Annotated in this window: 28 protein-coding genes; 18 read left to right on the plus strand and 10 right to left on the minus strand. The window is 65.3% G+C overall.

The features are described from left to right. The first annotated feature begins 16 nt into the window (after positions 1-16). Positions 17-1099, plus strand: coding sequence for an aldo/keto reductase (locus tag FJT57_RS13810; RefSeq protein WP_144906218.1), 1083 nt, complete (start codon positions 17-19; stop codon positions 1097-1099). Positions 1100-1138: 39 nt separating this feature from the next. After that, positions 1139-1618 (plus strand): SHOCT domain-containing protein, encoded by a 480-nt coding sequence (locus FJT57_RS13815; protein ID WP_203229192.1) that lies wholly within the window; start codon positions 1139-1141, stop codon positions 1616-1618. 95 nt (positions 1619-1713) lie between these two features. Here FJT57_RS13815 and FJT57_RS13820 read toward each other — a convergent pair whose 3' ends face one another. Beyond that, complete coding sequence (locus FJT57_RS13820; protein WP_144906220.1) at positions 1714-3267, minus strand: heme-binding protein; 1554 nt, start codon at positions 3265-3267, stop codon at positions 1714-1716. Between the two features lie 115 nt (positions 3268-3382). Between FJT57_RS13820 and FJT57_RS13825 the strand changes: the two genes are divergently transcribed. Further along, positions 3383-3646, plus strand: a complete 264-nt coding sequence (locus tag FJT57_RS13825; RefSeq protein ID WP_162524367.1) for a HalOD1 output domain-containing protein — start codon at positions 3383-3385, stop codon at positions 3644-3646. A gap of 112 nt (positions 3647-3758) precedes the next feature. Here the strand turns inward: FJT57_RS13825 and FJT57_RS13830 are convergent, their stop codons facing one another. Further along, positions 3759-5570 (minus strand): site-2 protease family protein, encoded by a 1812-nt coding sequence (locus FJT57_RS13830; RefSeq protein WP_144906222.1) that lies wholly within the window; start codon positions 5568-5570, stop codon positions 3759-3761. A gap of 326 nt (positions 5571-5896) precedes the next feature. On the opposite strand from FJT57_RS13830, the gene FJT57_RS13835 reads away from it, so the two are divergent. Beyond that, positions 5897-6436 (plus strand): LURP-one-related/scramblase family protein, encoded by a 540-nt coding sequence (locus FJT57_RS13835; protein ID WP_144906224.1) that lies wholly within the window; start codon positions 5897-5899, stop codon positions 6434-6436. 171 nt (positions 6437-6607) lie between these two features. On the opposite strand, the gene lysS is transcribed toward FJT57_RS13835, so the two are convergent. Then, entirely contained in the window at positions 6608-8344 is a 1737-nt protein-coding gene (lysS, locus tag FJT57_RS13840) for a lysine--tRNA ligase (protein ID WP_144906226.1), read from the minus strand. Between the two features lie 3 nt (positions 8345-8347). Further along, positions 8348-9067 (minus strand): UMP kinase, encoded by a 720-nt coding sequence (pyrH, locus tag FJT57_RS13845; protein ID WP_144906228.1) that lies wholly within the window; start codon positions 9065-9067, stop codon positions 8348-8350. 180 nt (positions 9068-9247) lie between these two features. On the opposite strand from pyrH, the gene FJT57_RS13850 reads away from it, so the two are divergent. From FJT57_RS13850 to FJT57_RS13860, 3 genes are all read left to right on the plus strand, one after another. Next, positions 9248-10036 carry a molybdopterin synthase gene (locus tag FJT57_RS13850; protein WP_144906230.1) on the plus strand — a complete coding sequence of 263 codons (789 nt, stop codon included), beginning with the start codon at positions 9248-9250 and terminating at the stop codon, positions 10034-10036. A gap of 333 nt (positions 10037-10369) precedes the next feature. Further along, complete coding sequence (locus FJT57_RS13855) at positions 10370-10639, plus strand: DUF7123 family protein (RefSeq protein ID WP_144906232.1); 270 nt, start codon at positions 10370-10372, stop codon at positions 10637-10639. Positions 10640-10797: 158 nt separating this feature from the next. Continuing rightward, entirely contained in the window at positions 10798-11937 is a 1140-nt protein-coding gene (locus tag FJT57_RS13860; protein ID WP_144906234.1) for a site-2 protease family protein, read from the plus strand. Here the strand turns inward: FJT57_RS13860 and FJT57_RS16720 are convergent. Together FJT57_RS16720 and thiL are read right to left on the minus strand one after the other, a co-directional pair. Next, the gene (locus FJT57_RS16720; protein WP_203229193.1) at positions 11839-12264 is read right to left on the minus strand and encodes a hypothetical protein; all 426 of its coding nucleotides are present in this window, start codon (positions 12262-12264) and stop codon (positions 11839-11841) included. The two genes, FJT57_RS13860 and FJT57_RS16720, sit on opposite strands and share 99 nt — an antisense overlap. A 62-nt stretch (positions 12265-12326) precedes the next feature. Next, a complete protein-coding gene (gene thiL, locus FJT57_RS13870; RefSeq protein WP_144906236.1) occupies positions 12327-13199 on the minus strand; it encodes a thiamine-phosphate kinase in 873 nt (290 codons plus the stop codon). A 194-nt stretch (positions 13200-13393) separates the two neighbouring features. Between thiL and FJT57_RS13875 the strand changes: the two genes are divergently transcribed. The 11 genes from FJT57_RS13875 (at position 13394) to FJT57_RS13920 (ending at position 20970) form a co-directional block, all read left to right on the plus strand. After that, entirely contained in the window at positions 13394-14443 is a 1050-nt protein-coding gene (locus FJT57_RS13875; protein WP_144906238.1) for a lysylphosphatidylglycerol synthase transmembrane domain-containing protein, read from the plus strand. A gap of 121 nt (positions 14444-14564) precedes the next feature. After that, positions 14565-15020, plus strand: a complete 456-nt coding sequence (locus tag FJT57_RS13880) for a 30S ribosomal protein S19e (RefSeq protein ID WP_144906240.1) — start codon at positions 14565-14567, stop codon at positions 15018-15020. A gap of 66 nt (positions 15021-15086) precedes the next feature. Next, on the plus strand, positions 15087-15446 hold the full coding sequence (locus FJT57_RS13885; protein ID WP_144906242.1) for a DNA-binding protein: 360 nt from the start codon (positions 15087-15089) through the stop codon (positions 15444-15446). Positions 15447-15453: 7 nt separating this feature from the next. Further along, positions 15454-16047: a DUF7411 family protein gene (locus FJT57_RS13890; RefSeq protein ID WP_144906244.1), complete on the plus strand. Its 594-nt coding sequence runs from the start codon at positions 15454-15456 to the stop codon at positions 16045-16047. An 89-nt stretch (positions 16048-16136) separates the two neighbouring features. After that, complete coding sequence (locus FJT57_RS13895) at positions 16137-17018, plus strand: DMT family transporter (RefSeq protein ID WP_144906246.1); 882 nt, start codon at positions 16137-16139, stop codon at positions 17016-17018. A 92-nt stretch (positions 17019-17110) separates the two neighbouring features. Continuing rightward, positions 17111-18406, plus strand: coding sequence for a histidine--tRNA ligase (hisS, locus tag FJT57_RS13900; RefSeq protein ID WP_144906248.1), 1296 nt, complete (start codon positions 17111-17113; stop codon positions 18404-18406). A gap of 106 nt (positions 18407-18512) precedes the next feature. Next, on the plus strand, positions 18513-19007 hold the full coding sequence (locus FJT57_RS13905; RefSeq protein WP_144906250.1) for a universal stress protein: 495 nt from the start codon (positions 18513-18515) through the stop codon (positions 19005-19007). Further along, a complete protein-coding gene (gene truA, locus FJT57_RS13910) occupies positions 19000-19860 on the plus strand; it encodes a tRNA pseudouridine(38-40) synthase TruA (protein ID WP_144906252.1) in 861 nt (286 codons plus the stop codon). Before FJT57_RS13905 ends, truA begins: the two co-directional genes overlap by 8 nt. 34 nt (positions 19861-19894) lie before the next feature. Continuing rightward, positions 19895-20164 (plus strand): hypothetical protein, encoded by a 270-nt coding sequence (locus FJT57_RS13915; protein WP_144906254.1) that lies wholly within the window; start codon positions 19895-19897, stop codon positions 20162-20164. Positions 20165-20285: 121 nt separating this feature from the next. After that, the gene (locus FJT57_RS16725) at positions 20286-20441 is read left to right on the plus strand and encodes a DUF7563 family protein (RefSeq protein WP_203229194.1); all 156 of its coding nucleotides are present in this window, start codon (positions 20286-20288) and stop codon (positions 20439-20441) included. 43 nt (positions 20442-20484) lie between these two features. Then, complete coding sequence (locus tag FJT57_RS13920; protein WP_144906256.1) at positions 20485-20970, plus strand: DUF5807 family protein; 486 nt, start codon at positions 20485-20487, stop codon at positions 20968-20970. Between the two features lie 209 nt (positions 20971-21179). Here the strand turns inward: FJT57_RS13920 and FJT57_RS13925 are convergent, their stop codons facing one another. The 4 genes from FJT57_RS13925 to FJT57_RS13940 form a co-directional block, all read right to left on the minus strand. Then, positions 21180-22526, minus strand: a complete 1347-nt coding sequence (locus FJT57_RS13925) for a DHH family phosphoesterase (protein ID WP_144906258.1) — start codon at positions 22524-22526, stop codon at positions 21180-21182. A gap of 107 nt (positions 22527-22633) precedes the next feature. Then, entirely contained in the window at positions 22634-23101 is a 468-nt protein-coding gene (locus FJT57_RS13930; RefSeq protein WP_144906260.1) for a universal stress protein, read from the minus strand. A 129-nt stretch (positions 23102-23230) separates the two neighbouring features. Further along, on the minus strand, positions 23231-24088 hold the full coding sequence (locus FJT57_RS13935; protein ID WP_144906262.1) for a phosphatase PAP2 family protein: 858 nt from the start codon (positions 24086-24088) through the stop codon (positions 23231-23233). Next, positions 24088-25929 carry an ABC transporter substrate-binding protein gene (locus tag FJT57_RS13940; RefSeq protein ID WP_144906264.1) on the minus strand — a complete coding sequence of 614 codons (1842 nt, stop codon included), beginning with the start codon at positions 25927-25929 and terminating at the stop codon, positions 24088-24090. The genes FJT57_RS13935 and FJT57_RS13940 overlap by 1 nt, the downstream gene beginning before the upstream one ends. Between the last annotated feature and the right edge of the window lie 67 nt (positions 25930-25996).

Below are 25996 nucleotides of genomic sequence, written 5' to 3' on the forward strand. Positions count from 1 at the left end.
CGCCCAACGTTCGACTATGAACTTCCAGACGCTGGGCGACTCCGACGTCGAAGTGAGCGAAATCGGATTCGGCGCGTGGGTCGTCGGCACCGACTGGTGGGGCGACCGCACGCGAGAGGACTCGATCGAACTCATCCACCACGCGATCGATGAGGGCATCACCTACTTCGATACCGGCGACGTCTACGGTCACGGCGAGAGCGAAGCGCTTCTCGGCGAGGCGCTTTCGGAGCACAGAGACGAGGTCACCGTCGCGACGAAAGTCGGCTACGACTTCTACAACCACCCGCAGGCGGGACACGGCGAACTCCCCAAGGAGATCACCGGCGAGTGGGTCCGCTCGGCGACCGAGAAGAGCCTCGACCGACTCGGGATGGAGTACGTCGACGTCCTCCAACTGCACAACGCGAACGTCGACGAGGTCGACGAGGGCGTGTTGGAGACGCTGGACGAACTGAAAGAGGAGGGACTCATCCGTGCGACGGGCTGGGCACTTGGACCGTCGATCGGCTGGCTCGCCGAGGGCGATATGACCATCGAAGAGGAGTTCGACTCCCTGCAACTGGTCTGGAACCTCTTCGAGCAGGAGGTCGGCAACCACTTCCTCGACACCATCGAGGAGACCGGCTCTTCGACCAGTCTGATCCCGCGCGTTCCCCACTCCTCGGGGCTCCTGAACGAACAGGTGACGCCCGAGACGGGCCACGACCTTGACGACCACCGCGGCTTCCGCCCCGACGCGTGGTACGAAACGGGCTGGGAGAAGATCGAGACGCTCCGGTTCCTCGAACGGGATGGTGAACGGACAATGGGTCAGGCGGCCATCGCGTACCTCCTCAGTCACGACGAGGTCGCGTCCGTGACGCCGACGTTCCACACGAAGGAGGACATCACCGAGTGGGCCGCCGCGTCGGAGGTCCCGAAGCTCTCCGGGGAGGAGATGGCCCGCGTCGCCGACCTCTACGAGACGAACTTCGAAATCGACTGCGAGGATGGAATGGATGAGCTTCGATCCTCCGTGGGCGGCGAGGACATCCGCGCGGCCGGAATCGACAAGCGCGCGACCGCGGGGCCGCGAAACTCCGCGTCGTCGGACTGACCGAAACGATTTTTCTACCGGCAGACAGATCCCTCCGGGATGACAGTCCTCCATCGACTCGGAACGCGACTCTCCGAGTACGTTTCCGCCGTCGCGCGGAGCCCTCCTCTGTTCGGCCTCGTCGTCGGCGTCTGGCTCGCCGTGCTGACGATGTTCACCGCGACTAATCCTGTCACGGCGTTTCTGGTCGTGGCTCCGGCGACGATGATCCTCTGGTACGGCGTGCTGTACGCCGCCGGACGACTCCGTAGGCAGGCGGACGAACCGAATCGTTTCGAGCGGTCTGCAGACGGAGCTGCGTCGCGGACGCTCGGACGCTCGAACGGGTTATTCGGACTCCGCGGCGACGATGATCCGGTCGACGAACGTCCGATCCAGCGACTCCGGACGCGGTACGCCGAAGGTGATATCGACCACGCGGAGTTCGAGCGCCGCTTGGAGGCACTTGTCGAAACGGAGGATCTCCTCGACACGGAGTCCGATGAGGTCGCTACACGGCAAATCGAGCGCGAACGATAGCAACCCCTTCGTTTCGCTTCGAAACCGACACACTGAGCGGCGTCTGACGCTGCAGTCGCAGACGCGTCAGACAGTATAAAAAAGAGCGTCTGCTTCTACGCCAAGAAGACGTGTCGCGGCCGGTCAGCCAGGACGTCGCGACCCCACTGAACCGTGTCGCGGAACTCCTCGGAGCGGAAGAACTCCATCGCGTTCTCGCGGGCGTCCCACTGGCTGGAAATGAACATATCGTTCTCGTCTTCGACGTTCATCATCAGATCGGTATCCTGGTGGCCCTCCATCTCGTCGAGGATTCCCCCGACAGTGCCGAACGTGTCGACGAAATCGCCGTGGTGTTCGGGCTTGACCGTGTAGAACATCCCCATCGTCCCGAACCCGGACGACTCGCCCGCGCGGGAGACGATGCCGGGGAGTTCCGAGAGGAATCCGGCTGCGGTCTCCGCGGCCGACTGCGTCTCCCAGATACTCACGACGGCCGCGCGACCGCGCTCGTGCGCCTCGTAGACGGCGGTCTTTACGTGCGTGCCGTAGTGATCGAAGTTCGCGCGGAGCCCGTCTACCTCCTCGAACAGCTCGTCGGTATCGGCTTCCGAGTAGAGGACCGTCGCGTACACGTCCTCGCCGTGGGGCTGTCCGGCGTAGATGTTCAGGTCGGCGAGTTCCTCGCGGATGTCGTCCACGCCGCCGGATTCGTCGGAATGTCCGTCGTCCTCGGAGCCGTGCGGCGAATCGCCGTGTGCGCTTCCACCGCCGTGACCTCCGTGCGCACCCCCGTGGTCGCTCGACCCACCGTGCGCCGCGTCGCCGTGCGCGTGACCGTGGGCCTCCCCGTGAGCGTCGCCGTGCGACTGTCCGCCACCGTGCTCGCTCGTCGGCACCACGTCGCCGGAGAGATACGCGCCGAGGTCCGTCGGCGGGAAGCGCCGACCGACGTAGAACTGACCGAATTCGCCGTACTTCGAGGAGACTTCGTCGAAACGCATCTCGTAGACGATATCTTTGATGTGGGTCGGATCGTCCGAGAACAGCGTCACCCCCCACTCGTAGTCGTCGAAACCGACCGAGGAAGCGATGACCTGTTTGATCTTCCCGGCGTACTTCTTGCCCGTTTCGGCGTGAGTGGCCATCAGGTCCGCACGCTCCTCGAAGGAGAGGTCGTACCAGTTGTGCTCCTCGCCGCGCCGCTTCGACATCGGGTAGAACGAGACGTACTCGTTCTCGGGCATCTCCGGGTTCTTTTTGCCCTCCATATAGCGACGCAGGCCCTCATCGGCCGACTCGGGGTCCTCGAAGTAGTCGGGACTCGTGTAACCCGATATCTCGGTTACGGAGACGTAGGAGGTCGGTTGATCGGTGAAGCCTGCGAGCGCGGTTCGCTCGAACTGTCGCTCGGCGCGCGAGAGATCGTCGAGCGTCGGTCGGAAGTGGATGACGAGCAGATCGGCTTTGTGGCCGATCACTGAGAAGACGGCGGATCCGCCCTCGTCGGCCTCATCGGCGACGTCCTCGTGACGCTGGAGATACTCGGTCCCTTCCCGGACCGCGCGTTCGCGTTCGCGCTCGGGCGCGTCGCGCCACGCGTCCCAGTCGACGGTCCGGAAGTCGTGCAGCACGAACCAGCCCTCGTCGGTTGGTGGGGCCTCTGGCATACGTTCGCGTTAGGACGCCACCCGTATGGACGTTGCGAGTCCGTTTGCGGCTCGGCGACGGATTCGAAGTGTATGTCTGACATATATTTAAGTGACCCCCTGACCTTGGTAAAATATGACGCGGAAGAGCGGTCCCGTCTCCGAACGAGTTATCCAGTGCGTTGCAGCCACCACCGATCGCGACGAGCTCGACCTCCCGCCGCTGTACGATGCCATTGATCCTGACACGTTGGACGCGGTCGTCTCGACGATGTCGAACGGCGAGCTCACGTTCACGTACGCTGGCCACGAGATAACAGTGGACAGCGAGGGCGAGATCAGCGTCGACGACGAAATGACTCGCGGTTCCACGGCGCAATTCGCCGTCGGCGAAACCTGATCGCATAGCCGCTCGGTTCTGATCGCAATCGACACAGTGCCGTTTTTCCGCCCTTCTCGGAACCCCGTTCGAAGACTCGACCCTTCGAAGACTCGGCCGTTCGCCGACGAGTTCAGCCGAGGAGCGTCGGGCCGAACAGGAGCAGCAGCAGCGACAGCAGCATCGTCACGCCTACGCCGGTCGTGATCGTGCTGACTACCCGGTTTCGATCCGCGACGGGGAGTCGCGAGACGACCGCCTCGACGCTCGTCCGGAGGATTCGCCCCCCATCGAGCGGATAGCCCGGAATGCAGTTGAACAGTCCGAGCTGAAGGTTGATCCACGCCATCCAGAAGGAGACGTTGGCGACGACGAACACCCCGGTTCCGAGGAATCCGAGCGGTCCTCCGATGCTGTAGAAGTTGAACACGCTCGCCGTGAATCCGGGGAAGTTCGGGATTCCGAGCACCAGCGAGGCGAGCGGGAGCACGAGCGAGATGTACACCGTCGCCAGCGGTGAGTCGCCGATGGCTCCCGAGAGCGCGGCCGCATCGGGGCCGCCGTCGCCGCCGAGCAGTTCGAGGTACGTCCCCGCCGGATACGACTGCGTGCCGAAGTCAGTTAGCAAGAGGCCGCTCGTCCCCGGGAAGATGTTGACGCCGAGGAATCCGCTGCCGTCTTGCGGGTTCTCTCCCAGTGTCACCTCGTAGGTGTCGATCTCGCCGTCGTGATACAGCTCGACGGTCACGGTCTCCCCCGGCTCGGTTCCGTCGAGTACGCGCGTCAGTTCCCTCGAGGAGACCACGCGCTCCCCGTCGATCGCGGTCACGATCACGCCCGGCCCGGTGGGTGCGTCCGACGCCGCGAGCGGTCCGTCCTCGGCGATCTGCGTGAGGTACGCGCCGACCGGAATCGTCTCGGTCTGGCCATCGATTTCCAGTTCGACGAAGCGGTCCTCACCGACGACGTCCGCGAATCCAGCGCGCGTGTACACGGGCGACCCGTTGACCGCCGTGACGGGTTTCGCCTCTCCGTCGACACTCACGTTCGCGGGATTTCCTTCGACGTATCCGGTCACGACCAGCGACCGCTCGACGTCGACGGTCCGGGTCTCTCTGTCGGCGGCGCTCTCACCCCTGTCGAGTTCGACCGTCACGGTCCGCTCGTCGCTGGCGAGCAGCGCCGAATCCAATGAGCTCTCGTTGCCGACGGGGACGCCGTCGATGGCGGTGATGCGATCGCTCTGCGAGATTCCCGCTTCCGCGGCGGGCGAGCCGCCGTACGCCCCCTGGACGGCCATCCCCGGAGCGACGCCGACGCTGGCGATCACCGGTCCGAACAGCAGCGCGAACGCGAGGAACGTCACGAAGAAGTTGTTCGTCACGCCAGCGGCGAACATCCGCGTCCGACCGCCGCGACTCGCCTCCCGCTGGCTCTCCTCGTCCGGCTGGACGAACGCTCCGAGCGGGATAATCGTGAACAGAAAGACGCCCATCGACTCGATGTCGATCCCCTCGACCCGACAGAGGATCCCGTGTCCCCCCTCGTGGACCACGAGGCCGACGAGGAGCCCGAAGACGATTTCGGGCGCGACCGAGAGCGGTAGGAAGTCGTTGACCCCGGGGATGACGAGAAAGTTCTGCGGCTGGTTGACAGACGACGCCGGAGGCGGGTTTCTGGCGATTGCGATCCCCTGCACCAGGAGGAAGAAGAACATCCCCGCCATGATGACGAGCGCCGCGCCGACGCCGAGGTTGCTCCACGCCCGCCAGAACCGCTTCGGGGTCGCGATCCAGTCGATGAGGTCGCGCCCCCGCTTCGTGTGCACGGTCGTGAACGGCCCCTGTATGCGGATCGATTCGGGCAACAGCCCGCGCTGAGAGAGGTAGAGCGCGGCCGCCGAGTACGCGACGAGCCCGATGAGCACCCACAGAAGCGTATTCATTGGAAAAGCGAACGAGTCGAGCGCAAAAAGGTGTTCCTCATCCACTTTTTTCTCGGGGGTCCTCGGCGACGGCAGAGCCGTCGCCTCGACCCCTCGACAAAAACCTGGAGGAAAAAAGGCCGCTCGGCTCGCTCCGGCGAGCCTCGTGGTGCGACCGCTGGCTACTCTGCCGCTACCTCACCGCTCCGCTCCGCTCCACCCCGCTCTGCCCCGCACCGCTTCACTGCGTACGCTCTGCTCCGCATCCGCGACGGCAACATCTCCGTTCTGCAGTTGCGCCTCCGTGGTGCGAACCGTTTTAACGCATTCGGAAGAATTGCCCGTAGATGTTCGAGAGCCGCTCCTACGAGGTCCGCCAGAAGATCGCGATCGGGAACAAGTATCGCGTCTACGAGGACGACACGCCGATCCTCGAATCCGCACAGAAGAAGCTCCGACTCAAGGAAGATTTCCGCTTTACCGACCCCGACACCGGAGACGAACGGTTCCGCGTCAAAGCCGACAGCATCCTCGATATCTCCGCCGCGTACGACATCGTCGACTCACAGACCGACGAACGCGTCGGCTCGGTCAAACGCGAAGCGATCTCGTTTTTCAAACACGAGTACACGCTTCTCGGCCCCGACGGCGACGTCGTCGCCACGATCCGCGAGGACAACGTTCCGCTCGCGATCGCCCGACGCCTGCTGACGACGCTGATCCCGTTCTCCTACGAGATCGTGACGCCGGACGGCCGCGGGGTCGGACAGGCCAAGGGCGCGTTTTCGCTCCGAGACAAATACTCGATCGAACTCCACGGAGACGACATCGACCCCCGACTCGCCGTCGTCGGTGTCGTCGTCATCGACGCGATCGAAGAAAACTAACCCACCTTTTTACTGCGGAGGGGTCCGACGGACCCCTCCGCGCAAAAACCTGGAGGGAAAAAAGACCCGCGAGGCTCGCAAAGCGAGCCTCGCGGTACAATCGCTAGCGGCTTCCGCACCGCCTCCGCGACCGCGACAGCACCGTACCGCCTCCACGACCGCACCGCGTCGCTACGATTCGCGGCGCAGCCTGGCGACGACGAACTCGGTGTCGAGTTCGCCGAGGAACTCTCCCAGTCTCGGCCCCTGCGGCTGATCGAAGAAGAGCAGATACCCCGACTCGAAGAAGTCGCCGATCTCGATGTCGTGCGCTCGGGCGGTCTCGTACATCTCGCCCTGGATCTCCTCGCCGTCGTGCCCGGCCTCGACGTACGCCGCGAGGTCGTCGAGCGCGGCTGCGACGTCGTCGTCGAACTCGACGTCCGGGAGACCCTCCTGCAGGCGGTAGTTGTACGCGTTGTCCTCGCGGACCGCCCACGCGCGCGCCCGGTCGACCCGTTCGAGCGCCTCCTCGATCGCCCATTCGGGCGTGTCGTCGTCGACGTACCCCTCGTTCCGCGCCATCTCGATCCGCAGGTCGCGGTCGTCGGTCATCCCGAGAACGGCCGCGAAGGTGTACGGCAGTCGGACGCGATCTGCGCGCACCTCGCTGACGACGAACGGATAGGCCCGCTCGGCGAACGCCGTCAACGCCTCGTCGTCGACGTCGCCGAAGTACGCTCGCTCGAAGCGATCGAAGTCGTCGACGAGCTGATCCAACCGGGAGATGTCGAGATCACGCGCCTTCCGCGGGTTGAGCGCGAAGAAGTACTTGAGCACCTCCGGCTCCAACAGTTCGAGCATTTCTGATACCGTGACGATGTTCCCCGCCGACGAGGAGAGCGCCTCGCCGTTGAGCGTGAACCACTCGTACACCATCGGAACGGGCGGCTCGATGCCGAGAACGTTGCGCGCGATGTCCTCGCCGGAGGGCCACGACCCCTCGGCGTGGTCCTTCCCGAACGGCTCGAAGTCGACCCCGAGCACCTGCCACTGCGCGGGCCACTCGAACCGCCACGGGAGCTTTCCGTCGCGGAACGTCGCGGTCCCCTCGTGGCCGCACCCCTCGATGGTGTTGTCGCCGACGGTCATATCCGTGCAGACGTACTCGACGGTTTCGGCGTCGAGGTCCACCGACGTGACCGTCTCGGTGATCTTCCCGCAGTTCTCACAGACCGGATTGAACGGGACGTAGTCTGCGTCGACCTTCGATTGGTACTCGGATAACACCTCGCGCGCGACGTCGACGCGTTCGAGGACGTGACCGACGACCTCGTCGAAGGTGCCCTCCTCGTACATCTCCGTGTTCGAGAGCATCTCCACCGGGACGTCGAGTCGGTCCGCGTCGGCTTTCAGGAGCGCCGCGAAGTGCGCCGCGTACGACTCCGACTCGCCGAAGGGGTCGGGGATGTCGGTGTACGGCTTCCCCAGGTTCCGCCCGAGCGCCCCGGCGTCGACGTCGCCGAGGCCGACGATGTTGCCGTCGACGTCCGCGAGCTTTCGCGGCAGCTTTCGGAGCGGGTCGCGGTCGTCGCTCGTGAAGACCTGTCGAACCTCGTGACCGCGCTCCCGCAGGACGGCGGCGACGAAGTACCCGCGCATAATCTCGTTGAAGTTGCCGAGGTGTGCGACGCCGGAGGGAGAGACGCCGCCTTTGATCACGATCGGGTCCTCCGGACCCCGCGACTCGATCTCGTCTGCAACCTCGTCGGCCCAGAACGCGTGCCGCGGTTCGTCGTTCCCGCTGTTCGATTCGCGTCCGTTGTCCGATTCGCGTCCGTTGTCCGATTCGCGCCCGTTGTTCGGTTCGCCTTCACTGTCTCCACCGTTCTCGTCGGTAGAGACTTCGACGTCGGATTCTCCGCCCATCGCTTACCCCTGTGCCCAGTAGGTCGGTTCGCGTTCGACGCCGCTCGGTACGATATCGGTCCCGCCGTGTTCGCCGCGGAGGACGGCATCCTCGATTCGCGTGGGGTCGGTGCCGTCGAGGACGATCGTTCGCATCTCCGAGCGCTCGATGAGTTTCGCCGCGAGGAGATCGACGGGTGCGGACGCGCCCGCGTCGCGACTCATCGGCGCGATCACGTCGACGAGTTCCTTGCCGGTCAGCGTCTCGTACTTCTCGGCGTCCGCATCTGCGCTCGGATCCGCGCTGTAGACGCCGTCGACGCTCGTCGCGTAGACGAGCAGGTCGGCGTCGACGTACTCGGCGAGCGCCGCGGCGACGGCGTCGGTGGTCTGGCCGGGCATCACGCCGCCCATCACCGACACGTCGCCGCGTCGGATGGCGTCGCCGGCGCCCTCGTAGTCGTGTGCGACCTTGGGATCGACGTTCGAACCGAGCGCCGCGATGAGCAACCGCGCGTTGATGCGGGTCACGTCGATGCCGATCTGGTCCAACTGCACCTCGTTCGCGCCCAGGTCGCGGGCCGTCCCGATGTAATCGCGTGCGACGCCGCCGCCGCCGACGACGGCACCGATTTCACAGCCCTCGTCCGCGAGCGTCTCGACCACTGTTGCGTGTCCCTCGGCCCGTTGGGCATCGAGGTCGGGGGCGAGAACGCTTCCCCCGATAGAAACGACGACTCTCATTGTCCCGTCGTTGCCGCGAACCGGGCTTAAGGGTTGTCAACCGAGAACGACGAGACGGGGGCTCCGCGGCGGGCAACGCGTGTTACAGGGTGATGGCTGCGGCCACTCCGACCGTCTCAAACGCGGTGGCCGCTGTCACAGCCGACAGTCTCAAGCCGGTCGGTGCCCCGATTTCGGAGTATGCAACTCCTCGGTATCGTCGGCCCGGAGGCGCGATCGCTCTGTGAGCAACTCTCCGCGCATCTCGACGGGCGCGTCGCCCTCGTCGAACGCCGCGACGGAGGCGAAGGGCTGAACGCGCCCGCCAGTGGCGCCGACACGGCCTACGAACTCGACGCCGACGGCGGCTGGTCGGCCGTAGGAACGGACCGAACGTTCGACGATATCCTCGATGACCTCTCGGCGACGTACGATCACGCGCTCCTCGCTGGCTTCCCCGACGCCGACGTGCCGACGGTCGCACTCGGCGACGCGGACGTTACTGATCCGGCGATAGAAGCCGATACGGCCGAGGACGTCGATGTCGCTGAGGCCGTCGACGCGCTCGCGACGGCCGAACCGCACGTCACGCTCGAAACGCTCGTTGAACGGGTCAAGGCGTCGCCACGGGCGGCACACGCGGGCGCAATCGCGACGTTCACGGGTCGCGTGCGGACCAAGGACGGCGACGCGGATCCCGAAACGCTCAGTCTCACCTTCGAGAAGTACGAGGACGTCGCCGAAGAGCGACTCCACGCGATCGAGTCCGAACTGATGGAACGCGAGGGCGTCCAGGAGGTCGCGATGTTCCATCGGACCGGGCGAATCGAATCGGGCGAGGACATCGTCTTCGTCGTCGTACTCGCGGGACACCGCGAGGAGGCGTTCGAGACCGTCTCCGACGGCATCGACCGGCTGAAAGACGAGGTTCCGATCTTCAAACACGAGACGACCGTCGAGGAGGACTTCTGGGTGCACGATCGGCCCTGATCCGGCCGCGAACACCGTCTCGAAATGGACCTCGCCAGTCGAGAGCACTGTCTCGAAACGGCTCTCACAGCACCGCGAGCAAGATATTTCCACATTTTTTAGGAAGAAAGAAAGTCTAACACTCTCGATTTAACCGTTATCTGCGCACTATTATTTCTGTAAAATTAGGTGGAAATAAATCCTTAGAAAGTACAATAAAATTTCTAGACTATCCCAGGCCGGTATTGAAATATTCCTTTTTACATCGAGATCCGGTAAATAGAGCCGAATTGCACCTAACGTTCCTCCGTTTATATACTCCCCCGACTACAAGGCGGGGATGAGGTCACACAGATGAGCGCAACCGCGACACCCTCCACCGAACCCGTCAGCGACGATCTGTCCAAAGAGGAGCGACTGAAGTCGTACCTGCTCGCGAAGGCACAGGACGGCGAGATGTACTTCAAATCGAAGTTCATCGCCGACGAGGTCGGCCTCTCGCCGAAAGAGATCGGCGCGCTGATGGTGAAACTCAGCGACTCCGCGTCGGAGTTGACCGTCGAGAAATGGTCGTACACGAGTGCGACCACCTGGCGGATCGAACCTGCACAGGACCCCGCCTGATCCCCCACACGCTCGCGGCGTGAAGGCCACAGACTGCCCTGATTCCCCTCTTCGCTGTTCGATCGGAGAGCCTCCGGTTTTGAATCCCCTCGTCGTCACGGACCCCGCGGTGCGGTCTGTCGTGGCGTTTATCAGATCGCATCTCGTAATCCGTATCAATGGATTCCCCGGATTCGGCGGGTGAACCGCCGATCGAGGCCCTTCGAACCGTCTTTCACCTCCACGAGACGCAACACGATGGCGACCGACTGCTGTTTTTCGGCGAATCGCTCGTTCCCGAGCGAATGCTGATCGAGGAGGTGTGGACACCGTTCCGCGAGGCGGGTTACGAGATCCAGATCGCGAGCACCCGCGGCGGTCGCGAGGACGTCGTCGTTGCCCATCCCGTGAACCGAGGAATCGACGGCATTCCGTGGAAGAATCTCGGGCTCTTCGTGGCGACGATCGTTTCGACGCTGCTCGTCGGATCGCTGACGTGGTATTACACGCCGCTTTCGGAGCTTCTCGCCGATCCGCTGTTGGTGCTGCAGGCGTGGCCGTTCACCGCGGCCATCCTCGGCGTGCTCGCGACCCACGAACTCGGCCATTACGTGATGGGCCGGTACCACGGCGTCGACGTGTCGCTGCCGTACGTGATCCCCTTTATCTTCCCGTTCGGCACGCTCGGCGCGGTAATCCGAATGCGCGGGCAGATGCCCGACCGGAAGGCGCTCTTCGATATCGGCGTGGCGGGGCCGATCGCGGGGCTTGCGGCGACGGTCGTCGTCACCGCGATCGGCCTCTCGCTGCCGCCGATCGCGGTTCCCGAGTGGGCGGTACAGAACTCGGGGCAGGTGATCGTGTTCAATAATCCGCCGCTTTTGGATCTCATCGCCGGGGCGCTCGGTCGACCGACCGAGTACGCCGACGCGTCGACCGCGGTCAACCCGGTCGTCATCGGCGGCTGGGTCGGGATGTTCTTCACTGTCCTGAACCTGCTCCCCGTCGGCCAATTGGACGGCGGACACATCCTCCGCGCGATGTTGGGAGAGTCCCAAGAACGCGTCGCGGCGGTCGTTCCGGCCGTCCTGTTCGGCCTCGCTGCGTACCTCTACTACAGCCTCGGCTACGCGCTGAACGAGTCGGTCGGGCTGTGGGGGTTCTGGGGGCTGCTCTCGGCGCTGGTCGCGTTCAAAGGACCGGCCAACCCCGTGGACGACTCACCGCTCGGACCCGCGCGCCTCGCTGTCGGGATCGCGACGTTCGCGCTCGGTTCGCTCTGCTTCCTGCTCGTTCCCATCGAAGTGATCGCCGTCTGAGCGGGGTTGCTCCGGGCGGTGTTCGCGGTTCCGTCCTGACCGCTCGGCTTCCTCACCGTGTCGGGGACCCCCGGCGAGATCGATGCCGCGAACGACGATGTAGATGAGGACGACGCCGGTTCCGATGGCGAGTACGAACTGGCCGACGACGGCCAGCACCGCGCCGACGGGCGAACTTCCGAAGAGGAAATACACGAGCGCGAACGGTATCGCGGCGACGGCGACGAAAAACAACACGAGCTTCGCGAGCGGAACGGCTTCGAGGAGGACTTGGTTCCTGTCGACCGAGCCGGTTTCGGCGTCGATAAATGGGCGGCGAGAGGGCATCGTTCCCCCGTCCCGAGCGACGACATTAGAACTTGGTGTCCGGCTCTACTCGGTGTTCGACTCTATTCGTGCGTGTAACCCTCGTCGGGGAGGATCTCACCGTCCATCCGAATTCCGTCGTCGACGACGTCGCCGACGACCGTGAACGGGACGGAAACGGCGCTTTGGGCGTCTTCGATCGCCTCCCTCGGAACCGTGCACACGAGCTCGAAGTCCTCGCCGACCGTCGTCGTCATCTCTCGTTTCTCCGCTTCGTCGGCGGCGTAGTCGTCGACGGCGTCGTGGACCGGAACCGCGTCCCACGAGACGTCGAATCCGACCTCGGACGCTTCGGCGAGCTGATGGAGCGACCGCGCGAGGCCGTCCGAGGAGTCCATCATCGCGGTGGCGTACGGGGCGAGCGCGACGCCCGCGGCGACTCGCGGCGGAAATCGAAAGAGGTCGTTTCCGCGGTCGACGTCGCCGGACTCGAACGCGCGGAGTCCGGCGGCGCCCCGGCCCAGTGCGCCGGTCACGCAGACGACGTCTCCCGGTTTCGCTCCGGAGCGGCGAACGGGCGCGTCGGTCTCGCCCAGCGCCGTCGTCGAAACGGTGAACTCGCGCGTGGTGTCGAGGTCGCCGCCGACGTACTCGGCGTCGACGGACTCGCAGACGTCGACCGCGCCGTCGACGAACGCGTCGAGTTCGTCCGCCTCCAGCGTCGGAGCCGCGTAGGCCGCGACCGCGGCCGTCGCTGCCGCTCCCATCGCGGCGACGTCAGAGAGCGACGCGCCGACCGCCCGCCAGCCCGCCGTGTGGCGGTTCGTCCCCGCCGGGAAGTCCGTCGACTCGTGGAGCATATCGATCGTCACGACGAGGCCGTCCACGACGGCGGCGTCGTCGCCCGCGGTCGGGAGCGCGGCCGCGAGTCGACGGAGCGCCGATCGTTCGTCCATAGCGGGCGTGCGGTCCGGCCGGGCAAAAAGCCGACGTCACGCTCGTCGACGATCCGACGGACGCTCGTCTACGGTTCAACGGACGCTCGTCTACGGTCCAACGGACGCTCGTCTACGGTCCGACGCTCGCTTTGTAATCTGTCGGCGCGCACGGGTTTCGATGGCTTGATGCCGAGACGAACGGACGGTGTGATATGATCCGCGAGAACCTTCGAGCCACAGTCATCGGGTTCCTCGCGGCCGTCGGCGTCTTCGCACTGCTGTTCTACTTCGCGGGCGTCGACGAACTCGTTTCGACGCTCACGCGAGCCGAACCCGCGTATCTCGCACTCATCGTTCTTACGACGCTGGCGTGGCTGGTGGCGTGGAGCTTCTCTCTGAACACCGTTCTCGACGTACTCGGCGTCGAGCTCTCGTATCTCTCCTCGTTTCTCGTCTTCGCGGGCGCGACGTTCTCGAACAACATCACGCCGTTCGGACAGGCTGGCGGCGAACCGGTGACGGCGTACCTCATCTCCCGCGCGGCCGACGCCGAGTACGAACGCAGCCTGGCCGCCATCGCCAGCGTCGACACGCTGAACTTCGTCCCGTCGATCACGATCGCGCTCGTCGGCGCGGGCTACTTCGCCTCCGAGGTCGCGCTCGGGGCGAACGAGAACCTCCTCGCGGCGATCGCCGCTGTGGGAGGGCTCGCCGTGGTCGTCCCCGCCCTCATTTACGCTGGCTGGAAGCGACGCTACCGTCTCGAAGCCCGCGTTATCGACGCGTTGACGCCGATCATCAGGTCGATCGCCGACTGGATCCCGCGGATTCGCGTTCCCACTCCCGAGGGTATCGAACGCCGGATCAACGGGTTCTTCCGGGCGATCGAGCGCATCGCCTCGAACCCCCGCGGGCTCGCGCTCGCGCTCGCGGCGTCCACCGTCGGGTGGCTCTGTCAGATGATCGGACTCTGGTTGGCGTTCGCGGCGATCGGGGTCGACGTGCGGCTCTCGATCGCGCTCATCGTGGTTCCGATCGCGGCGATCGCGGGCGTCACGCCGCTTCCCGGCGGTGCTGGCGGGATCGAAACCGTGCTCGTGCTCCTCCTGCTCGCCGCGCCGCTCCCGCAGGTGACCGAACCGACCGCCGTCGCCGCCGTCGTCATCTTCCGCGGGGCCGTCTACTGGATCCCGACGGTCATCGGCGGACTCGTTGTCGGCTGGATCGGGACCGGTCTCGGAATCAGCGGGGACGAGTCCTAGGCGTCGGATTCGTGTCGGCCGATGGCGACGCCCCAACCACCCCAGACCGTCTGAGAGTCCGTCTCACGCGCCGTAGGCCCGATACGATGGCTTTAAACGACGCGGACAGGAACCAGTACCTATGGTAAGTGTCTACGACGTTCCGGCCGACGCCCTCATCGAGGACGTCGCCGACCGCCTCGCGGATCGAATCGAAGAGCCCGACTGGATCGAGTTCGCGAAGACCGGTGAAACCCGTGAACTCCCGCCCGCTCAGGACGACTTCTGGCACGTCCGCGCGGCGTCGCTCCTCCGCAAAGTCGCTAAAGAGGGCCCGATCGGCGTCGACCGACTCTCGACGGAGTACGGCGGCCGAAAGCGCGGCTCCACCCGCTACCGCGTCTCCGGCAACAGCTCCGCGCCGGGAAGCAAGAAGGTCATCCGGCAGGCGCTCCAGCAGCTCGAAGAGGAGGGTCTCGTCGAGACGGCGAAGGGACAGGGCCGCCGCATCACCAGCGAGGGGCAGAGCTTCCTCGACAACGCCGCGGCCGACGTCCTCGACGAGCTGGACCGACCGGAACTCGAACGCTACGCGTAGGCGCGACTCGCTGTTCGAGGCTGAACGACGTAACCGTTTTTAGCGCTGCGACAGAACCTTACGACGATGAGTGGAACCCCCGACGACGACCGACTGGAGGAACTGCGCGAAAAGAAGATGCAGGAGCTCCGCGATCAGGCCGACGGGCAGGGCGGCGGGTCCAACGAGGCCGCACAGGAGGCCGCCCGCGAGCAGGCGGAGGCCAAACAGGACGCGATGCTGAAGCAGTATCTGACCGACGGGGCGCGCCAACGACTCAACGCCGTCGAGATGTCGAAACCCGACTTCGCCGAGTCGGTGAAGAAACAGATCCTCGCGCTCGCACAGAGCGGCCGCATCCAGAACCGAATCGACGAAGACCAGATGAAGGACCTGCTCCGAGAGCTCCAGCCCGAATCGAAGAGCTTCGATATCCGCCGTCGATAGCGAACCCGTGGATCTCGCACTCCTCTACAGCGGTGGGAAGGACTCGACGCTCGCCGCGCTGTTTCTCGACTCTTTTTACGACGTCCAACTCGTCACCGGTCACTTCGGGATCACCGACGACTGGAAACACGCCGAAGCGGCGGCAGAACGCCTCGGCTATCCGTTCGAGGTCGTCGATCTCGACCCGTCCGCCGCCGAGGAGGCGGTCGAACGGATGCTCGAGGACGGCTACCCCCGAAACGGCATCCAGCGCGTCCACGAACACGCGCTCGAACGGGTTGCGTCCCTGGACGTCGACGCCGTCGCCGACGGCACACGCCGCGACGACCGCGTCCCCACGATCTCGCGCGCACAGGCGCAGAGCCTCGAAGACAGACACGACGTCGACTACCTCTCCCCGCTCGTCGGACTCGGCCGGAACGCCGTCGACACGCTCGTCGCGGAGCGCCTCTCGGTCGAAACCGGCCCCTCGGCGCAGGTTCCGAAGGGCGACTACGAGGCCGAGTTGCGGGCGCTGATCGCGGAGACAGCGGGTGCCGATGCGATCGGATCGGTGTTCCCCGAGCACGAGCAGTCGTACGTGCGCGGCCTGAGGGAGTGACCCTCTCGCCGCACTTCCAGTTCCGGATGACCGCACGGTATCGATCTCGAATCCGAACACATTTCTCCCGGTGAGGGTCATCTGCGAGCGTGTTCTCCCTCCCTCCCGGAATCGGTTACTCTCTCCTCGCGGCGCTCGTGTGGGGGACGTACATCTTCGTCCTCAAGCAGTACTTCGAGAAGTACCCCAGCACGGTCCTGACTGTCGGGATCAACGCCGCGGCAGTCCTGTGGTATCTCCCGCTCACGCTGCGGCGGACGGATCCGGCAGACGTCCCCTCGCTCTCGTCGTTCGGCGCGCTCGAAGGCGTGCTCGTCCTCGGTACGATCGTCGCGACGGCCGCGGCGTTCCTCGTCTTCCTCTGGGCGCTCGACCTCGGGGAGGTCTCTTACGTCGCGCCGATCAGCAAGATCGTCCCCGTCTTCGTCCTCCCGATCGAAGTCGTGTTCCTGCAGGAGCACCTCACCCCGGTCCAGGTGACGGGCGTCGTGATCGCCACGCTCGCGGTCTACGTCGCGAACTACCGGACCGGTTCCCTGCTCGATCCCGTCCGGAAGGCGGCGACCTCGCGAGCGGCGCAGTTCGGCCTGCTGAGTGCGGCCTGTTTCGCCGTCAGCGACGTCGGGAAACGCGTCGCGCTGCAGGAACTCGGATTCCCACTCGAACTGTGGGTCCCGACGGTCCTCGGCGGCGTGCTCGTCGTCGTCCTACCGCTCGCGGCGCGCGAGTGGGTGCCGATCCGCGACGCGCTTCCGAAGTTCGCTCTCGCGGGCGGCGGCGTCGCGCTCGGCGAGCACGCCACCTCGCTGGCGTTCTCGACCGTTCCCGCGTCGATCGCGTCGCCGATCATCAACACGCAGGCGGTCGTTGCGGTCCTCCTCGGCGGGATCTTGCTCCGCGAGGACTCCTTCGGAATCCGTCTCGTCGCCGCCGCCCTCGCCGTCGTCGGCGTCGGTTTGATCGCGGCGTAACGGGTAGGTGCTCCGCCATCGGCTGGATTCGAGTCTGGGTGCCCGCGGCGCGCTTCAACAGTTTCAAGCGCGCCACCGCCGAATCCGCCCGTATGTACGACCGACTCAAGGGCTTTCGGGACTTCTACCCCGAGGAGATGGCCCCTCGGCGGCAGGTCATCGACATGCTGGAGGACGCCGCCGCGAGCTACGGCTTCCGCGAGATTTCGACGCCCGCACTCGAACGAACGCAGATGTACGTCGACAAGAGCGGCGAGGAGATCGTCGACGAGCTGTACGCCTTCGAGGACGAGGGCGGCCGCGAGGTATCGCTGACGCCGGAGCTGACGCCGACGGTCGCGCGGATGGTCGTCGCCAAGCAGCAGGCGCTCTCGAAGCCGATCAAGTGGTACTCGACGCGGCCGTTCTGGCGCTTCGAGCAGGTCCAACAAGGGCGGTTTAGAGAGTTCTACCAGACGAACGTCGACATCTTCGGCTCTTCCGAGCCCGAAGCCGACGCGGAGATCCTCGCGTTCGCCGCCGACGGGCTCACGAACCTGGGACTCACGGGCGATGACTTCGAGTTCCGCGTCTCGCACCGCGACATCCTCGGTGGGCTGCTCCGCGCATTCGACGCCGACGTCGACACCCGCGCGGCGATCCGCGCGGTGGACAAGCGAGCGAAAGTCGAGGAGACGGAGTACCTCGGCCTGCTCTCGGACGCCGGACTCTCCTACGGACAGGCCGAGGAGTTCGACGACCTCGTCACCGCGGGCGACCTCGACGAAATCGCGGAATTCGGCGGCGACGACGTCGAGAAAGCGGTCGAGAACCTCCGAGAAGTGCTCGCGGCGGCCGAGGACTTCGGCGCGCGCGAGTTCTGTGACGTCTCGCTGACGACCGCCCGCGGACTTGATTACTACACGGGCGTCGTCTTCGAGTGCTTCGACTCCACGGGCGAGATCTCGCGATCGGTCTTCGGCGGCGGCCGCTACGACGATCTCATCGAGAGCTTCGGCGGTCAGCCGACCCCGGCCGTCGGCGTCGCGCCCGGCCTCGCCCCGCTGTCGCTGCTCTGTCAACGCGCTGGGGTCTGGCCCGACGAGGCGCTCGCGACTGACTACTACCTCCTCACCGTCGGCGACACCCGCGACGTCGCCTCCCGGATCGCTCGCGACCTTCGCGCGGGCGGCAACGTCGTCGAGGTCGACGTCTCGGGCCGAAGCTTCGGCGCGCAGATGGGCTACGCCGACGGCATCAACGCCGAAACGGTCGTCATCGTCGGCGAGCAGGACCTCGCGAACGGCGAGGTAACGGTAAAAGATATGGACTCCGGCGAGCAGACGACCGTTCCGGTCGAGGAGTTCCCGGGCGAGCGCGCGTCGCCGACGCTCGAGGATCTGCGCTGATCCGGGTGCGGGACGGCAGACAACGCCGTCGATCGTTCGTCCCTCGCAATGACGGTTTCCTGTCGCTCGCGGTGACGTTTTACCATTCCTCGCGTAATCTAGCGGTATGTATGAGAGGATTCTGGTCCCGGTCGATGGCAGCGCGCCGAGCGATGCGGCCGCCGACCACGCCATCACATTGGCTCGCGACGCTGATGCCGCGCTGTCGGTCGTCTCCGCTGTCGACGTCCACGCGCTCGAAGCGGCAAAGCTCGACTCCGAGGCGCTACTCGACGCCTACGAGGCGGAGGCCGAGAAGCACGTCGCGGCGGTCGCAGACCGCGCTCGCGCCTCCGGAGTCGACGTCGACACCGCTGTGATCCGCGGCGCGCCCTATCGCGCGATCCTCGACCGTATCGACGCCGTCGACGCGGATCTCGTCGTGATGGGTAGCCACGGTAGACGGGGACTCGAACGCTATCTGCTCGGTAGTACGACGGAGCGCGTGCTCCGACTCTCGGCAGTCCCCGTGCTCGTCCTCCGCCGCGACGAAGGTGATTATCGAGACCCCGAGGAACCGGAGTCGCTCGATCCGACCGGTTCGGATCCGACTGATGAGTAGCGACGCGAGGAAACCGGTCGCTGACGATCGAAAACGTGCCTTTCGAATCGCCTACGACGGGCGACCGTTCCACGGGTTTCAGCGCCAACCGTCGGTCCCGACCGTCGAGGACTCGATCTTCGATGCGCTCGATTCCCTCGGCGTGTTCGATCGCGAGGGGCGACACCGCCCGCGCGGGTACGCCGCCGCCGGTCGCACGGACGCGGGAGTCTCCGCGCTGGCGCAGACCGTCGCGTTCGAGTGCCCCGAGTGGTGCACGCCGCGAGCGCTGAACGCCGAGCTTCCGCCGACCGTTCGCGCGTGGGCGGCCGCCGAGGTACCCGCTGATTTTCACGCGACCCACGATGCGACCCGCCGGGAGTACGTCTACGACCTGTACGCGCCCGCCCTCGACGACGAACGCGCGGCTGCGGCCGCTGAGGCGCTCACCGGCGACCACGACTTCCACAACCTCACGCTGGATGACCGCGGGACGGTCCGCGACGTCTCGGTTTCCGTTCGACGCGACGGCGATTTCCTGTCGATTCGCGTCGTCGCTGGCGGCTTCCCGCGGGAGCTCGTTCGCCGTCTCGCGTCGGTGATTCGCGGTGTCGCCGCAGACGAGTTATCGATGGCGGATCTCGAACGGCTTCTGGGATCGGACCCGCTCGACGGACCCGACGGGATCCCGTCGGCCGCACCCGAACCGCTCCTCTTAGCGGCGGTCTCATACCCCGAGATCGACTTCGAGCGCGATCCGCGTGCTGCAGAAAGCGCCGCTTCGGTGTTCCGCAGTCGCCACCGGGACGCCCTCGTGCACGCCCGCGTCGCCGAACGCGTCGTCGAGGGGATCGTTCACGGCGAATCGGTCTGAAGGGTTTTTCACGACGCTGACTCACATTGAACGTATGAGCTCCCGCTCGTCGGTTCCCTCCAAGACACAGCCGCACCGCGACGCCGCGTATCAGTTCGCAGTGGGCGCGTTCTACTTCGCGATCATCTCCGGCGTCGGTTCGCTCCTCGCGCTGCTCTTCGGCGCGTTCGGCATCGTCGTGAGCGTTCTCGTCTCGCTCGTCGGCGTCTACTACGGGGGCATCGAAGTCGCCCGCGGCATCGACATCGTCGTCCGCCACGCTGTCAGCGAATCTGCCGCTCACTTACACGATGAGGGCGTCTAACGGACGCTGACCGGGACCCGATGGACACCCATCGGTACACGATCATCGTACACGATCGATTGGTCGGAGATAATATACTTGCCCCTAAATATTATCTCGATTCAATACAAATCGCCGACCGATGCCGAACTGCGAGAACTGCGGGTCCTTCGTAACCGCGGAGTACGTCCGGGTGTTCGCACCGAACGGGATGGACCAGCCGCGGGTCTGTCCGAACTGCGAGGACAAGGTCCGCGACGGGGCCGACGTCCGCGAGGCGCGCGCGACGAGACATTAGCTGATTTCACGCGGCTTTTAGCCCTCCGCGACCTCTCGGCGGTATGAGCAAACTCGACGAGTTTCTGGCGGGCGACAGACACGACGACGTCGCGCTGTTTCTGACCGAGGAGTACCTCGACAGTCAGGGGAAGCTCCCGAAGATGGGAGAGACGGTCGACGCGGGCTACGTGCTCGTCGTCCCCGGCGACGACGGCCGCCGGGCGTTTTCCGCCGGGACCGGGATGGACGCGATGGAGTTCGCCCGCGGCGCGATGGCCGCGCGCGGACACGTCTCTCGAACGCTCGACGGCGGCGAGTGTCCCGAAGCCGTCGCTGATGATGACGACGCGCACGACGTCGAGTTCATCTTCGCGTTCTCCGAGGCGCAGAACGAGGAGGTCGGGGGACTCTACGCCCGCGGTGAAGTTATCCACGCGTACGCGCACTGCACCTGTGGCGCGAGCTACTCGGACAAGTGGGTCGTCGGCGAGGAGACAGAGACGGGCGTCCAGCCCGGCGGCTCCGAACCGGTCGAAGGGACTGAGTAGGGCAAACAGCCGACAACCGCTCGCGCCGGGACCGCTCCCGGCGCACCACCCGCGTCGGCGTGTCGGACAACCGCTGATCGACGCGGGGCGAACGTCACGTCACGTCACGCGGGGTCTGGTCCCGCCACCGTATATAAACTCGCCGTCGGCCGGGCTGCTGTCTCTTCGATGCGGCGGTTTCTCCGCTCGATTTCCGAAGGTGATCCGTCCTACTCGTCAGTTCCGTCTTCGCTCGCGTCGCCGTCCGCGTTGTCATCGGCCACGCCGCTCTCTCCGTCGTCATCGGTTGCATCGCCGTCGTCGGTAACGACGTCCCCGTCGCGCTCGTCTGCTTCGGCGTCCGTCTCAGCGTCTTCGACCTCGGCGGCGACTCGCTCGAAGGCGCGAAGAATGACGCGCTTCGTCGTCGCACCCTGCGTCGTCCAGTGGTGGGCGTAATCCAGCATATCGTCGTAGATGTCGGGTTTACACCCCGCGGCTCTCGGATGGCCGCCGCCGTTGACTAACCGCGCGACCTCGTGGGCGCGCTCGAATCCCTCGGATCCGCGGATACTCGCGCTCCCGGCGGGTTTGACGACGACAGCCGCGTCCGCTCCCTCCTCGCGGAGCGCGTCGGCGACCTCGTTCTGTGAGCATCGACCGTAGGTGACGCCGACCGTCCACGGGCCCACCTGTTTTATCTCCGCACGGGAGACCGCGGCCTCGATCAGCGCCTGCTTTTCGACGCGCCGGAGGCTGATGTACTGCTCGACGATATCGGGGAGATCCACGCCGAAGTTCCCGATCACCGAGACGTACTCCTCCGCGTCCGTCCAGTAGGCGTAGTCCGCGAGGTCGTCGCTGCGGGCGTCTTCCTTCAGCCAGAGGTCGTGATCGCGCGTGACTTCGGCCAGTTCGATCCAGCGGTCCTCGAAGTCGTAGTCGAGCGATCGAAGCGTCACGTCGACGGTGCACTCCTCGTCGGATTCACCGATCACGAGGTCGACACCCGCCTCGCGGACGGCGTCTGCCGTTCCGTCGTCCCACTGGTGGTGATCGTACCAGGAGACTGATGAGGCGACCGACCGCGCCGCGTCGAGCTCCTCGGCGATCCACTTGTACTCGTCGGGACACAGATCGCAGACGTAGAGATCGATTCCCTCCGGCGCGTATTCCGCGACGTTTTCGAGGGCTTCGTCCAGCGAGTACGGACCGGCACCGACGAGCGCGACCGTCGACCGCGGTCGATCGGCGTCTTCAGATTCGGGGTCGGCGTCGTCGCTGCCATCGTCGTCGGAACCGGTGCCTTCCCAGCGCGCGACGCGTTCGACGAGGTCGTCCTCGAACGTCGCCCATTCGAGGGTCGCACCGTACGCTTCGCGGATCAGCGCGACGCACCCCAGTCCGTCCGCGTCGGTGTCAGCGACGACGACGGCCTCCGCACCCTCGACGGCCTCGGCGACCCGCTCTTCGGATCGGTCCTCGTCGAGGGAGTCCGGGTAGAAGAATCCCGTACCAGGAAGCTGCGATTTCCGGGTCAGCGAGAGACTCGCGCTATCGATGAGTTCGTCTTCCATATCAGAGAGCGACGGTCCCCCTCGTGAAAACCGGCGTGGTTCCGACCCCGGTGTGGTTTCGACCCCGGCGTGGTTGGCTGGCCGAGATCGGTGATCTCCGAGCGATTTCAGCTTCTCTCCGGCGTTCCGGTGAGTTCCGTCTCGCCCTCGTCGTCGGCGAGTTGGCGAACCGTCAGCACGGGTATCGGGCACGTCCGAACAACTCGCTCCGCGACCGAGCCGATGAGAAACCGGTTTTCCCCGTGTCGGCCGCGGGTCCCCATCGCGACGACGTCGGCGTCGACGTCGCGGGCGTACTCGTCGATCACGGAGGACGGGCGTCCCTCCGTGATCGCGGTGATGACGTCTCGGTCCGTCGACTCGCGGACTTCGTCGATCGCCTCTTCGCCCCGGTCGATCAGCGCGTTCTCCATCTCCTCGCGGAGGCGCTCCGGCGCGGACGCGACGTCGCCCTCGTCGACGACGTACAGACAGTGCACTTCGGCGTCGAAGCGATCGGCGAGATCGAGTGCCACGTCGACGGCCCGTCTGACGCTCTCGGAGCCGTCCGTGGCGATGACGATCGTCTCGAACATAGCCGTCCGTTCACCGTCGCTCGGGATAAACCCCGTCGGCTCGGAGCGGTCAGATCAATCGCTGTCCCGTGCAGATTCTTCGTTGTCTCCGCGCAGATTCTTCGTTGTCTCCGTGCAGACGCTGTATCTTCACTCCGAAACGCTATCTCGACTCCGCCATCGGCGGACGGATTCCGCGAGCCGACCGTCGTCGATGCGGACCGCGAGTTCGACGCTCGCTGCCGCGACGATAATTCCGGCGACGACGTCGGTCGCCCAGTGGATTCCCAGGTACATCGTCGAGATGATGATCGAGACGGCCAATACGGTCGCGATCGGCAGCCACCGCGGATAGATGGACCGAAACCGGTACGCGACCAGCGCGACCGTTGCCGACAGCGACGTGTGTAGCGACGGGAAGACGTTCGTGTTCACGTTGACCTGCGCGACCAGCAGCTGCGACTGCGGCCAACTCGTGTACAGCAGCGGCTCGACCAGTTCCGGCATATAGTTCCGTGGGCCGTATGCAACGACCAGGACGTAGCAGACGACGCCGATCCCGTAATTCAGGATGTAAGTGAGAAGCAGCACCCGAAGCGGTTGCGATCGCTCGTATACCGCGTACGCGAGGACGGGGAACGTCAGGAGGAACGTGTAGCCGAAAATGTATACGAACCCGAAATATGTCGTCAACAACGGATTCGCGTAGCTTTGCAGGACCGCGACGAACTGCGATTCGAGCAGGTAGATATATCGGGTCAGGTTGACTCCGAGGAGCCACGAGAGTTCGACGCCGATGTCTCGGACTACCTTGTTAATCGTGAGAACCACCGCGAGGACGCCGAGCGTCGGCATCACCTCCCGGAGGTTCCGTCGCAGGCGATACCGGAGGCGTGGCTCGTCCGACGCGGTCGGACGCGGGTCCCACCCGACCACGATGAGAAACGCGAGAAGGTGCCCGAGAGCGACGACGAGGCCGACCTGGAGGAGTACGTCTACGAGCGCCATTACGTTCCTCTCACGAGTACGCCGTCTTCGTACTGAAACCCCGCGTTTCTGAACTCCTCTCTGACCCGCGCGATGTCCAACTCGCCGTCCGTACCGAGGAACGGCGTCGTCGGATCGTCGCCGTCCCACCTGAGGTCTTCCGGTACCCATTCGGTCCCGTCGAGCAGCGTCACCGCGGGATTCGCGTATCCGTTGAAGACGTCCGAAACGAGGAAGGAACGATCCACCAACCGCGCGAGCGCGTGCCTGAATCGCGGGTTGGTGAGTGGGGGAATCTGGGTGTTGTATCCGAGGAGATACGGGGATGTCGACCGATTCACGACGAGTTCGAGGTCACTGGCCCGTCCGATCTGCGGAACGGTGTCCGCTCCGACGGGCGTCGCGGTCACGTCGGCGTCGGCGTCCGCGACGACTCCTACGGCCGCGTTGTCGGAGCCGACGATCTGCAACTCCAAGCGGTCGAATTGCGGGGCACCGATCTGTGCGATGCCCCTCTCGTCGGAGTCGTCGGCGAGGAAGTGATCCTCGAACGGTTCGAGGACGAGCGAGTCTCGGGGCGTGTTCTGGACGAACCGGAGGGGGCCGCTTCCGACGGGTTCGATGTTGTTCGTCACGAGCGCTTCGGTCGCATCGCTGATCTCGATCCCACTGATAGAGACCCGATCCGTTCGCTCTTCCCAGACGTGCTTCGGGAGGATCGGGACGGTGAACGCCCGCGTCGCGACTCGGGGGGAGCAGTCAGTGAACTGAATGACGGCGACGGTGTCGCTCGTGACGGTGACCTCGTCGACGAGCTCACTACGTCCGTAAAAGCGTGGCGACGGGACTTGCGTGTCCGCTTCGGTCTCGTCATCTTCGGTTCCGTCATCGGACGAGCCCAGCGTGGTATCCGAAAGCATCGCGAAAGTGAACGCCACGTCTTCGGCGGTTAGCGGTTCCCCGTCGTGCCAGGTCCGGTCCGGGCGCAATCGCACCGTCGCTTCGGGGCCGCCGTCGCCGTCGGAGAACGACCACGACTCCGCGAGCCACGGAGACATTCCGTCTGACGTGGCGTAGCCGATCGGATCGTACAGCAGTCCCGTCAGAACCCCCGAGCGCCGATGTTCCACCGAGAGCGGATTCAAGTTCTCCGTCGGACGCCTGTCCGTTCCAACGATTCGCAGCGTGGCCTCCTCGGATTCGCTCCCGTCGTCGGTCGACCCGGTCTCGGATACGCGTTCGAGCGCCAGATACCCGTAGGTCGAGTGGAGGCTCGCGCCGTACCAGTTCCGATAGTTCTCCCGACGTGCGGCCCGAATCTCGTCGGCGGAACAGAGGACGGTAAACGGCTGTGAGCGGCTGCTCGATTCCAAGAGGTCGCCAACGATATCCTGTCTCCGCTCGCCGGTCGCCCGCCGTTGCTCTTCGAGCCACTCGTCGACATCCAGATCAGCGAACCCGAACGGATTCTGCCAACCACGGGTGTCGGCGAAGCGAGAGTGGAGGAGTCCATAGAGGATATCGGGGTCCTGTTCCCGTGTCGGGCTCCTGGCGAGAAATATCTCGAAATCGTTCCCTAAGAGCACTTGCCGCAGGAGTTCTTCCTCGGAGACCGGAACTACTTGGGCGTCGATCCCGGCGGCCTGATACCACGACGTGATCATCCGAGCGGCGTGGAGCGCGTAGGGATCCGAGTCCGCTGGGAGGGTCTTGATCCGGAGCGAGACCTGCTCCATGGAATCCCACCCGGCGACAGACCGCGCGCGACGGAGGCAGCCGCTGACGCTCGCGGTCGCTCCCGCTGCGAGCGTCCCGAGCACGGCCCGACGCCGGATGCCCATCCCGTTCGACGACTGCACCATACCCAACTAGTTGCCGTACGACGGTAATAGCGCTTGGGTCTCGACCCGACCGACGGTGATTCGAGCG

The sequence above is a fragment of the Halobellus captivus genome (assembly GCF_007655485.1).
GTDB lineage: Archaea > Halobacteriota > Halobacteria > Halobacteriales > Haloferacaceae > Haloquadratum > Haloquadratum captivum.